The organism is Sphingomonas sp. AOB5, assembly GCF_029433115.1.
In the GTDB taxonomy this organism is placed as follows: domain Bacteria; phylum Pseudomonadota; class Alphaproteobacteria; order Sphingomonadales; family Sphingomonadaceae; genus Sphingomonas.
In genome coordinates this window covers 49,402-60,560 of record NZ_JARNTV010000022.1, presented here as the reverse complement: position 1 = coordinate 60,560, position 11,159 = coordinate 49,402, and the positions used below count along the sequence as shown (strand labels likewise).

The window sequence follows — 11,159 nt, the reverse complement described above, 5'->3', positions numbered from 1 at the left end:
TTCGTCGATGGCGGGCCGGGCATCGCACGCCGCGTCGCCTATCTGACCGACGGTCAGAGCTGGCCGGACGCGCCGGTGGCCGGACGCGCCGTGTTCACGGCCCGCGACGCGCGAACCGACGCGCTGGTCCCCGCATTGGCGCGGTTCGGCCTGACCGTGATCGAAGCGCTCTAGGATGGAAACGACCGGCAGATGGACGCGGGGCGCGGTGCTGCTCGCCCTCTGGGCGCTCGCCATGGTGCTGGTGTTCCGCGTGCAGATTTTCAGCGGGTTCGCGCTGGGCTTTGGCGACCGCGCCGACGGCATCATCGAGATCAGCATCCTCGAACATTGGCGCAACGTGCTGACCGGGCATGGCGTGTGGAACCAGCCGCTCTACTTCCACCCGCATGGCGGCACGCTCGGCTATAATGACGGCTATCTGCTGTACGGGCTGATCTATTCCTTCTGGCGGATCTGGTTCGATCCGTTCCTGTCGGACACGCTGAACATCGCGACCTTCCGCACGATCGGTTTCTTCGCCGCCTATGCGCTGGTGGCGCGGACGCTGCGCTGGGAATGGACGGTCGCGGCGATGGTCGCGCTGCTCTTCACCATCTCGAACAATCTGGTGGTGCAGGGCGGGCATGTGCAGGTGGCCAGCATCGCGCTGTTGCCGCTGGTGGCGCTGCTGGTGATCGAGGCCGCCCGCGCCGAGCTGGCCGGGCATCGCAGCAAAGCACGCCTGCTGGGTGCGGGTTGCGCGGCGCTGCTCGCGGCATGGCTGCTGACCGCCTATTACATGGCGTGGTTCACCCTGTTCTTCGCGCTGTTGCTGGTGCTGTGCTGGCTATGGGCACAGGGCCGCGCGGCGCCGCGCACGGCCTGGGACCTGATCCGCGCGCATATCGGCACACTGGCGATCTGCGGCGCGGTGTTCGTTGTCCTTACCCTGCCCTTCCTCAGCGTCTATCTGCCCAAGGCGCGCGAGACCGGCGGGCATGGCTATGTGCTGAGCTACACCGTGACCCTGTTCGATCCGGTCAACACCGGGCCGGGCAATCTGGCATGGGGCTGGATCAGCCGGATCGTCCATGGCCTGTTCTCGCCGGAGTTCGTCCGCCGCTTTCTTGCCGGCGAGCATCAGAGCGGGTTTCCGCTGCTGCTGTTCGCGCTGACGATGCTGGCCGCGCATCGCGTGCTGCGCCGTCCGGGCCAGACCCAGGCGATGCGGATTTTCGCCATCGCGCTGCTGGTCGGCTGGGTGCTGACCCTGCGCTTCTGGATCGTGTCGCCCTGGATCCTGGTCCATTGGCTGGTGCCGGGCGCGAGCGGGCTGCGCGTCGTGCTGCGCTATCAGCTGTTCCTCGTGCTGCCGGTGCTGCTGCTGGTCGCGGGGGTCTATCGCGCGCAGTTCGCGGCGTGGCTACGCTCCGCCCCGCATCTGGCGGGACTCGCCGCGCTGCTGCTAGTGGTCGAGCAGATCAACCTGAACCCGCCGGTCAAGCTGGACCGCACCACCAACCTGACCGCGCTGGAGTCGCTGCCCGCGCCGCCGCCGGGCTGCACCAGCTTCTATGTCGTCACTGCCCGGCAAAACGAGCCGCAGCAGTTCGATGCGAAGATCGCCGCGCTCTATCCGCACAATGTCGACGCCATGTATCTCGCCCAGCGCTGGCGGGTGCCGACGATCAACGGATTTTCGACCTTCAACCCGCCCGGATGGAACTTCGCCGACTCGTTCGCGGCCGATTACGACGCGCGAGTCGCGGCCTATGCACAGGCCTATCGGATCGCCGGCCTGTGCCGTCTCGATGCGCGGGATGCATACCCCTGGCGCAGAATTGATACACAAAAGCGGTGAACGCAGGGTTCCCCCGGCTGGAAATCCGCTAATATCCCGGCTAGGGGAGGCGCCACCATGGGCCACAACGACAGCACAGCGCCGGGTGTAGACTACGCGCGCGTCTTCAGTTCGGCGATCGACCGGCTCCACGCCGAAGGCCGATATCGCGTGTTCATCGATATCCTGCGCAACAGGGGCATGTTCCCCAATGCGCGCTGCTTCGCCGGGCATAACGGGCCGAAGCCGATCACCGTGTGGTGCTCGAACGATTATCTCGCCATGGGCCAGCATCCCAAGGTGATCGCGGCGATGGAGGAGGCCCTTCACGACGTCGGCGCGGGCTCTGGCGGCACGCGCAACATCGGCGGCAACACCCATTACCATGTCGATCTGGAAGGCGAACTGGCCGACCTGCACGGCAAGGAAGGCGCGCTGCTGTTCACCTCGGGCTATGTCTCGAACGAAGCGACGCTCTCCACGCTAGCCAAGGTGCTGCCGGGCTGCATCGTCTATTCGGACGAGCTGAACCACGCCTCGATGATCGCGGGCATCCGCAATTCGGGCTGCGAGAAGCGCGTGTTCCGCCACAACGACCTCGCCCATCTCGAGGAATTGCTGGCAGCGGACGATCCCGCCGTACCCAAGCTGATCGCGTTCGAAAGCGTCTATTCGATGGACGGCGACGTCGCCCCGCTCCATGCGCTGTGCGACCTGGCCGACAAGTACAACGCCCTCACCTATCTGGACGAGGTCCATGCCGTCGGCATGTACGGGCCGCGCGGCGGCGGTATTTCTGATCGTGACGAGGCCGCACACCGGCTGACGATCATCGAAGGCACGCTGGGCAAGGCGTTCGGCGTGATGGGCGGCTATATCGCGGCCGACAAGATGATCATCGATGTGATCCGCAGCTATGCGCCGGGGTTCATCTTCACGACCTCGCTGTCGCCGGTGCTGGTCGCTGGCGCGCTGGCTTCGGTCCGCCACCTCAAGGCCTCCAGCAGCGAGCGTGATGGCCAGCAGGCCGCCGCCGCGACGCTGAAGGCGATGATGAGCGACGCCGGGCTGCCGGTGATGGACACGACCACCCATATCGTGCCGCTGATGGTCGGCGATCCGGTGAAGGCAAAGAAGATCAGCGACATCCTGCTCGCCGAGTACGGCGTGTATGTGCAGCCGATCAATTACCCGACCGTGCCGCGCGGCACCGAACGCCTGCGCTTCACCCCCGGCCCCGCGCATGACGAAGGCATGATGCGCGAGCTGGTGGACGCACTGGTCGAGATCTGGGGACGTCTGGAACTGCGCAGGGCCGCGTAAGACGGCTGTCACGAACGGGTCGCATCACCTGAAGACGAGGGGGATGCACGCATGACGCTGATCAATTCGCTGCGCTGGCACCGGGATTTCAAGGACAATCCGGTCCGCCAGAAATTCGTCGCCGAGCGGCTGGAAGCGCTGAAGGCGGCGCTGCGCACCGAGATCCATGCCGGCACCAGCGAGCGCAGCCTGCGCCTCGCCACCTGGAACCTGATGCATTTCGGCGATGGCGGCGGATATGACCGCACCACCGAATCGATGCTCTACATCGCCGAGATCATCGATCATTTCGATCTGGTCGCCGTGCAGGAGGTCAATCGCGACCTGACCAAGCTCGAGGAGCTGATCGACAAGCATCTCGGCTCGGGCTGGGACTATCTGGTCACCGACACCGCGGGTGGGCGTTCGGGCGGCGCGGGCAATAACGAGCGGCTCGCGTTCCTCTATCGCAAGGCCAAGGTCGAATTCTGCAAGGAAGCCGGGGAGATCGTGCTGCCCGAGGGGCAGGAGATCGCCGCGCCGGGCGCCGCCAACGCCCCCGCCACAAAGGTGCAGTTCGCGCGGACGCCCTTCGCGGTCGCCTTCCGCTCGGCCTGGCTCAAGTTCAAGCTGTGCACCGTCCATATCTTCTACGGCGAAGGCAGCGCCGGGCTGAAGCAGCGCCGCGAGGAGATCGAGAAGATCGCGCAGTTCCTTGCCGACCGTCAGGGCGACGAAAAGAAGGACATGATCAAGCGCGCCAGGGAACGCCAATGGGCGCGGCCCGAGGATGCGGGCTGGGATTCCAACTATATCCTGCTGGGCGACTTCAACATCATCTCGCCCGAGCACGAGACGATGCAGGCGCTGGAAAAGGCCGGGTTCGCGATCCCGACCAAGCCGCTGAAGAGCAATCTGGGCGGCAATTTCCACTATGACCAGATCGCGGTGAAATCCGCGCATCCGGGCTTCAAGGTGGGCGGATCGGGCGTGTTCGACATGCTCAAGCACGTCTATCGCGACGAGGACGTGGATCATTATATCGATGTGGTGAAGCCGGCGAAGATGGCGACCGACTCCAAGGGCGCCGCCCGGCCGCGCGACAAACAGGCCGAATATTTCAAGGCGACCTATCGCAAGAACCAGATGTCCGACCACAAGCTGCTGTGGTGCGAGATTTGCGTCGATTACTCGGACGACTATCTGACGGAGATCATCAAGAAGGCCAAGGCGGCAACGCCGGTGCCCTAAGCGAGGAACAGACCGGGCCATGAGCGCGTCGACCGAAGAACCCTGGGCCTATGCCATCGGCGAGAGCGACGAGGGGCCGACCACCACCCGCATCCGCACGCGCGCGCCGGACGAGGACGAGAAGGCCGACTATCCCCGGCTGGTGATGATCCGCTGGGCGTTCGATTCGGACGAACCGCACATGCCCGAGGACGAGGACCTCGATTCGATGGCCGAGTTCGAAAATACGCTCGACGCAGCGATGGCTTCGGGCGGCTGGGGCAAGCTCGCGGCGGTCGTGACGCGCGACAAGACGCGCGAATGGCGGATCTACACGCCGGATTTCGACCGGTTCCAGGACGGGCTGAACGATGCGCTAATGGGCCAGCCGCGCTATCCGCTGACGTTCGAACTGTTCGAGGATGCCGATTGGGACGGGTACGACGTGATCGCCTCGGCGCTCGACTGGAGCAAGCTGGACGGGGCTAGGCCTTCCTGAGCACCGCCGCCCAGGTATAGCCGCGCAGCAGCGGGGTGAATTCCAGCGCCAGTCCCTGCTCCTCCGCCACGCGCTTGAGCACTGCGGGCAGTTCGCGGCGGGGATAGACGTGGAAGTCATTGAGCGACTTGAAGTGCAGCTTCTTCGCGAAGGCCGGCAGCCGCTCATATTGGCCGAAATCGACGATATGCAGCTCGCCGCCCGGGGCCAGTGCGGCGGCGCCCAGCTCGATCGCTTCGACCCAGGGCGGGATCATCGACAAAGTGTAGCTCATGAACACCCGGTCGACCTTCTCGACGCCGAACAGCCGGTTCACGTCGAACTTGCCGGCATCGCCCTGTGCCAGCGAAATCCGGTCGGAAAGCCCCTGCTTCGCAACCGACTTGCCTGCGGTGTCGAGCATCGCTTCGCTGATGTCGAAGCCGAAGAAGCGCGCATTGGGCCAGCGCTTCGCCGCCACGATCAGGTTGCGCGCCGTGCCGCAGCCGACTTCCAGCACCGTGCCGCCCGGCGGCGGCGCCAGCTCGCGAATCAGCCGGTCGCGGCCGAGCAGATAGAATTTGCGGGTAAAGTCGTAGAAGTGGCGATGGAGCGCATAGGTCGCGTCCATCAGCCCCTTCTGGTCGGCACCCGCAGCAGCCCCGCTCATTCGTGCGGCTTCAGCGTGTACATATGGATCGCGCCATAGACCGACGAACGGTCGCGGGCGTTGAGATCGTCGAGCCGCTCCTGCGGCGCGCGCTGCCACTGGCCCATCAGGTCATCGGGGATATGCCCCGGCACCACATCGGGCGCGGCAGCGGTCCGGTAGAGAACGCGCGCGCCGGGCTTGGCGGTGCGGGTGACTTCGCTCCACAGCCGGGTGAGTTGCTCGTCGGTCATCCAGTCCTGCGCATCGAGGAACAGATACCGGTCGAGCGACTGGGCGGGCATCGATTCCAGATAATCGCACATGTTCGCGTGGCGGATCTCGACCCGGCCGGCACGCTCATGCACCGCTTCGTGGTTCACGGCCTGGAGATAGGGCGGCAACGGCGCGTCTTCATGCTTGCCATAGCCGCGGCCGAACGCCTGCCAAGCGTAGAAATTGTCCTTGATGTCGAAATCGCAGGCCAGCTTCTCCAGTCGCACCTTCAGCGCGCCGGTGATGCCGCGATTGTCGTCGACCTTGAGCAGGTCGTACTGCGCCGGCGGAATGCCGAAGCCGAACAGCGCGGCGGGCTGATCGACCAGCCAGCGCAGCAGTTTCTTGTCGAAGAACGGCGCGAAGCGTTCGTTAAAGATGCGGCGCTGATCGGCCATATCCTTGGCCGCCAGCATTTCCTTCGGATCGATCCGGTAGAGCTTGCCGAGGAAATGGACGGTGCCGATCAAGCGGCCGAGCAGCCCGCGCTTGTAGAAGCCGGTGGCAAAGCCCGAGATGCGGCGGCGGCCCGACCAGTCGCGGCCTTCCCAATAGGCGCGGCTCTTCTCGTCCAGATGCGGGCGCAGATAGCGCTTGTACGCCTCGACATTTTCCGGGCTGTCGGCATGGCCGAAGAAGCGGTGGAAACTGGCCTGATCGGGCAGATGCAGCGCCGCGACCTTCTTGAGATTGTTGAGCGCGATATGCGCCGGATTCAGGTCGACCGCGGTGACCTGTTTTGGGTTCGCGGTCAGGTACGAGAAGACGTTGCAGCCGCCCGAAGCGATGGTCACCATGTGGTGATCGGGCTGCAGCTCGAGCGCTTCCATGTCGATCACCGGATCTTCCCAGATCTGGGCATAGACCAAGCCGCGGAACGCGAAGGTGAAGGCGCGTTCGAGGATGCCTTCCTTCGTCAGATGCTCGTGACGGTGCACTGCGCCGCGAACTGCTCCGTTCTTCGGCGTCTTGGCAATCGAACCCATGTCGGATCTCCGGCAAATGCCCCGCAGCACGGCGGCTTTCGCGCGGCCTAGGCGTTCGATGTGACAGGGAGGTTGCAGCCGCGCGTCATTCCCTTGGCACGCCCGCTGCAAAGCGCCAAGCGGGTGTTACCGAACGACGTCGGAATGCCGGAAGGCGGCGCGCGGACGCTGCCCGCGCGCCACAGGCCTTATTCGACAGCGTTGCCGATCGCGTCGCCGACCTTCTCGACGCGGTTGCCGACATCGTCGGTGGCATTGTCGATCGTGTTGATCGCATCTTCCCCGGCATTGGACAGCGTATCGCCGACCGAGTCCGCAGTGTTGCCCAGATCGGCGGCGGTGTTCTCCGCCTGCGAGCAGGCCGACAGTGCCAGGCCGAGCGGGAGCGCGAGAACGAGGATCGATTTGCGCATGGGGTTCTCCATTGCTGTTGATTCCGGTCCGTAACGATCAAGCCGCCGGGCCGTTCCGGCGCGGATCAGTCGCGGCAATAGCCTTCGCCATCCTTCACCTTCAGACAGTCCTTCTTTCCGGCCAGATATTTCAGCCCGGTCGCATCACCGTTCGACGCGCGTAGTTCCTGCTTGCCGTCGGGGCGGGTGAAGGCGATGCCGGCGTCGCTGCCGGTGCCGTCGAAAATTCCCTTGTCGTCGAGCGTATACTGCATCTCCAGCTTGTAGCTGCCCGCGGTCGCACCCTTGGAAACGACCAGATAGGTGCCTTCGACCCCGGTCCAGCGGCCGACCCAGTCGTCACGCGACGGCGGCAGGATGGTGACGGCGTTACCGGCATCCTCCAGCACATTCCCGGCGCCCTCGACGATGTCCGCCGCGCCGTTGCCGATCTCGGTCCCGGCATTTTCGACCGCATTACCGATATTGCTGCGATCCGCCGCATTGCAGCCGGCCAGAATCAGCGCCACCGGCGCGACGAGCAAAAATCCACGCATTTCCTTCTCCAACCCCATTGTCGTGTCTAGCCAGCACCGTTCCGCGCGCGTAGAGGGCGCGGCATGCCGCACCGGATCGCCATCGCATCGGACCATGCCGCCTACGCCATGAAGTCCGAACTCGCCGAATGGTTGCGCGAAATCGGTCATGACGTGACCGATCTCGGCACCAATGGACCTGAAAGCGTCGATTATCCCGACTATGGCTATCGCGTCGGCCAGGCCGTCGCGACAGGCGAGGCGGCGTTCGGCGTCGCCATCTGCGGATCGGGCATCGGCATCTCGATCGCGGTCAATCGCGTGCCCCAGGCTCGCTGCGCCTTGGTGTCGGAGCCGCTCTCGGCCCGGCTGGCGCGCAACCATAACGATGCCAATGTCATCGCGCTGGGCGCGCGGCTGATCGGCGTCGAGATGGCCAAGGCCTGCATCGTGACCTTCCTCAATTCCGAATTCGACGGCGGCCGCCATCAGGGCCGCGTGGACAAGCTGACTCATCCCGAAAGGAACCTGCCATGAGCACCAACCCGCAAACGGCCGGCCTTCGGAGCGAAGGCTTCTTCACCCAATCGCTCGCCGATGCCGATCCTGCGGTGTTCGCAGGCGTCGCGCACGAGCTGGAGCGCGAGCAGCATCAGATCGAACTGATCGCCAGCGAGAATATCGTCTCCAAGGCGGTGCTCGAAGCGCAGGGTTCGGTCTTCACCAACAAATATGCCGAGGGCTATCCGGGCAAGCGCTATTATCAGGGCTGCCACCCGTCCGACGAAGTCGAGCAGCTCGCGATCGACCGCGCCAAGCAGCTGTTCGGTTGCGACTTCGCCAACGTCCAGCCGCATTCGGGCGCGCAGGCGAACGGCGCGGTGATGCTGGCGCTGGTGAAGCCGGGCGACACGATCATGGGCCTGAGCCTCGATTCGGGCGGCCATCTGACGCACGGCGCCAAGGCGGCGATGTCGGGCAAATGGTTCAACGCGATCCAGTATGGCGTGGACCCGGTCACTCATCTGATCGATTTCGACGAAGTCGCGGCCAAGGCGCGCGAGCATAAGCCCAAGCTGATCATCGCGGGCGGCTCGGCCTATCCGCGCATCATCGATTTCGCGAAGTTCCGCGCGATTGCCGATGAAGTCGGCGCGACCTTCATGGTCGATATGGCGCATTTCGCAGGTCTCGTCGCAGGCGGCGTGCATCCGACCCCGTTCGGCCATGCCCATGTCGTGACCACCACCACCCACAAGACGTTGCGCGGCCCGCGCGGTGGCGCGGTGTTCACCAATGACGAAGCGATCGCGAAGAAGATCAACTCGGCGGTGTTCCCCGGCCTTCAGGGCGGCCCGCTGATGCACGTCATCGCCGCCAAGGCGGTGGCGTTCGGCGAAGCGCTGCGTCCGGACTTCAAGTCCTATGCCGCGGCGATCGTCGAGAACGCCAAGGTGCTGGCCGCGACGCTCAGCGAACGCGGCGCGGCGGTCGTTTCGGGCGGCACCGACACGCATCTGGCGCTGATCGACCTCACCCCGCTGGGCGTGACCGGCAAGGATGCCGACGAAGCGCTGGAGCGCGCGGCGATCACCTGCAACAAGAACGGCATCCCCAACGATCCGCTGCCGCCGATGAAGACCAGCGGCATCCGCGTCGGTTCGCCGGCGGGCACCACCCGCGGCTTCGGTCCTGCCGAGTTCCGCGAGATCGGCAACATGGTCGCCGACGTGCTCGACGGCCTGCGCAAGAATGGTGAACAGGGCGACGCGCAGATCGAAGCCAATGTTCGCGAGCGGGTCCGCACGCTATGTGAGCGCTTCCCGATTTATCCGGAGGCCTGATGCGCTGTCCGTTTTGCGGTAACGACGATTCACAGGTGAAGGACAGCCGTCCGACCGAGGACGGCGCGGCGATCCGGCGGCGGCGCCAGTGCGAGGCGTGCGCGGCGCGTTTCACCACGTTCGAACGCATCCAGCTGCGCGACCTGACCGTGCTGAAGAGCGAGGACCGGCGTGAGCCGTTCGAGCGCGACAAGCTGGTCCGCTCGGTCTCGATCGCAGTGCGCAAGCGCCCGATCACCGCGGCGCAGGTGGAGAAGCTGGTTTCCGGCATCCAGCGCCAGCTCGAGACCTTGGGCGACAGCGAAATCCCGTCGCAGCGGATCGGCGAGCTGGTGATGGAGGGCCTCAAGGGCCTCGATCCCGTCGCCTATATCCGCTTCGCCAGCGTCTATAAGGACTTCCGCGAAGCCAAGGATTTCGAGGAATTCGCGGGCAACGTCACCGAAGCCGGGCGGGACTGAACGGCTCAGGCCTTCACGAACAGAACGCCGATCGCCGCGCTGTTGAGCGCCAGTATCGGACCCAGCCACAGATTCGACATGCGCAGCGATCCCAGCGGATCGGGCGCCCATAACGTGCCGAGCAGCGCACCGCTCAACAGCGCCAGATAGAGCAAGCTCAAGGCAAGAGTGACCCAGGATTGCGGCCTTGCACCGGGTGCGAGCGGCGCCGGGTTCGGCTTTGCCTTGGCGGCTGGCGCCTTCGCCTTGGTCTTGGCCTGCTGATACTGGATGCCCCCGACCAGCGCCATCGTCGGGAAAAGGTTGGGGACGAACCATTCCCACGCGGCCCTCACTTCATCCGGCTTGAACAGCGCGATGCTCGACAGGACGACCAGTAGGAGGATCAGCACGATCCCCCAGATCCACCAGATCAGGGTCAGCAGCGCATTGATGTTCACGATCCCCTCCGCAGCAGGCCCGCACCCACAAGATGTGCCCGCCCATCGAGTGGACTGGCACCGACGAACTTGATGTCCGATTGCACCGCCACCCGTGCGAACTCGTAGATCAGCGCCGTCATGCGATGTTCCTGCCCCAAGGGGATTTTGGCCACGTCCAGCGGAATGCCGTCGCCGCCATTGCCGACCCATGCCTGCGCCTGCCCGATCGAGGTGGCGCTTCCGTCTGTGGTCTTGAGCTTCGTGGTGACCAGAATCACGATCACGCGGTACCGGCCCGGTCCGGCATTGCGCAGGCTTTCGAGAATGCCCGCCACGGTAAAGGTGGCCGGCATGCCGATCAGGCCGGTGGGGTCGAGCTTCCATCGGCGATCGCCGATGGTGGAGCGGCCATCGCGCTCGAACCGCTCGGCCTGGGTGGCGACCGCGAAACCGCCGGGAACCGAGTAATAGCTGCGCCTTGTATAACCCTTGGAATCGAGTTGCGCCCTCAGGCGCGCCTCGACCGCTCCCACGGTCGTCAGCCCGGTACCCAGCGCCGTCCATGACAATTCGACCTTGGCAGACGGACTGGGCGCGGGCAGCTTGAATACCGGAAAATCCGCATTTTCCGCACTGTATTCCGAGCTGCTCCCGGTGGACGTTGGCTGAGGCGCCATATTGTTGCTAGAGGGCGCTGCGCAGCTGGCCAGACCGAGCAACGCGGCACTGAGGATCGCGGCAAGAATGGAACGCATCGATTC

General features: G+C 64.9%; 13 protein-coding genes and 1 pseudogene. 8 read left to right on the top strand and 6 right to left on the bottom strand.

The genetic code is table 11. The features are described from left to right. The 5 genes and pseudogenes from P1X14_RS11580 to P1X14_RS11560 all read left to right on the top strand — a co-directional run. Positions 1-174: pseudogene (locus tag P1X14_RS11580) on the top strand (glutamate racemase); the annotation flags it as partial. Position 175: 1 nt separating this feature from the next. Further along, complete coding sequence (locus P1X14_RS11575; RefSeq protein ID WP_277315520.1) at positions 176-1,843, top strand: hypothetical protein; 1,668 nt, start codon at positions 176-178, stop codon at positions 1,841-1,843. Positions 1,844-1,900: 57 nt separating this feature from the next. Then, complete coding sequence (gene hemA, locus P1X14_RS11570) at positions 1,901-3,145, top strand: 5-aminolevulinate synthase (protein WP_277315519.1); 1,245 nt, start codon at positions 1,901-1,903, stop codon at positions 3,143-3,145. A gap of 51 nt (positions 3,146-3,196) precedes the next feature. Then, positions 3,197-4,375 (top strand): endonuclease/exonuclease/phosphatase family protein, encoded by a 1,179-nt coding sequence (locus P1X14_RS11565; RefSeq protein WP_277315518.1) that lies wholly within the window; start codon positions 3,197-3,199, stop codon positions 4,373-4,375. Between the two features lie 19 nt (positions 4,376-4,394). Beyond that, complete coding sequence (locus tag P1X14_RS11560; RefSeq protein ID WP_277315517.1) at positions 4,395-4,853, top strand: DUF695 domain-containing protein; 459 nt, start codon at positions 4,395-4,397, stop codon at positions 4,851-4,853. On the opposite strand, the gene P1X14_RS11555 is transcribed toward P1X14_RS11560, so the two are convergent. The 4 genes from P1X14_RS11555 to P1X14_RS11540 all read right to left on the bottom strand — a co-directional run bounded on the left by P1X14_RS11555 (position 4,840) and on the right by P1X14_RS11540 (position 7,692). Then, on the bottom strand, positions 4,840-5,502 hold the full coding sequence (locus P1X14_RS11555) for a class I SAM-dependent methyltransferase (RefSeq protein WP_277315516.1): 663 nt from the start codon (positions 5,500-5,502) through the stop codon (positions 4,840-4,842). The genes P1X14_RS11560 and P1X14_RS11555 overlap by 14 nt on opposite strands. Then, entirely contained in the window at positions 5,499-6,743 is a 1,245-nt protein-coding gene (locus P1X14_RS11550) for a DUF3419 family protein (protein ID WP_277315515.1), read from the bottom strand. The genes P1X14_RS11555 and P1X14_RS11550 overlap by 4 nt, the downstream gene beginning before the upstream one ends. A gap of 188 nt (positions 6,744-6,931) precedes the next feature. Continuing rightward, positions 6,932-7,156 carry a hypothetical protein gene (locus tag P1X14_RS11545; RefSeq protein WP_277315514.1) on the bottom strand — a complete coding sequence of 75 codons (225 nt, stop codon included), beginning with the start codon at positions 7,154-7,156 and terminating at the stop codon, positions 6,932-6,934. 65 nt (positions 7,157-7,221) lie between these two features. Then, positions 7,222-7,692, bottom strand: a complete 471-nt coding sequence (locus P1X14_RS11540; RefSeq protein ID WP_277315513.1) for a hypothetical protein — start codon at positions 7,690-7,692, stop codon at positions 7,222-7,224. Between the two features lie 63 nt (positions 7,693-7,755). On the opposite strand from P1X14_RS11540, the gene rpiB reads away from it, so the two are divergent. Genes rpiB through nrdR form a run of 3 tightly spaced genes read left to right on the top strand, consistent with a single transcriptional unit; the run spans position 7,756 to position 9,976 of the window. Beyond that, positions 7,756-8,208, top strand: coding sequence for a ribose 5-phosphate isomerase B (rpiB, locus tag P1X14_RS11535; protein ID WP_277315512.1), 453 nt, complete (start codon positions 7,756-7,758; stop codon positions 8,206-8,208). Further along, entirely contained in the window at positions 8,205-9,515 is a 1,311-nt protein-coding gene (glyA, locus tag P1X14_RS11530) for a serine hydroxymethyltransferase (protein ID WP_277315511.1), read from the top strand. Before rpiB ends, glyA begins: the two co-directional genes overlap by 4 nt. Continuing rightward, positions 9,515-9,976 (top strand): transcriptional regulator NrdR, encoded by a 462-nt coding sequence (nrdR, locus tag P1X14_RS11525; RefSeq protein ID WP_277315510.1) that lies wholly within the window; start codon positions 9,515-9,517, stop codon positions 9,974-9,976. Before glyA ends, nrdR begins: the two co-directional genes overlap by 1 nt. A 5-nt stretch (positions 9,977-9,981) precedes the next feature. Here the strand turns inward: nrdR and P1X14_RS11520 are convergent, their stop codons facing one another. Then, positions 9,982-10,416, bottom strand: a complete 435-nt coding sequence (locus tag P1X14_RS11520; protein WP_277315509.1) for a hypothetical protein — start codon at positions 10,414-10,416, stop codon at positions 9,982-9,984. Further along, the gene (locus P1X14_RS11515) at positions 10,413-11,153 is read right to left on the bottom strand and encodes a hypothetical protein (protein WP_277315508.1); all 741 of its coding nucleotides are present in this window, start codon (positions 11,151-11,153) and stop codon (positions 10,413-10,415) included. Before P1X14_RS11515 ends, P1X14_RS11520 begins: the two co-directional genes overlap by 4 nt. Positions 11,154-11,159: the final 6 nt, after the last annotated feature.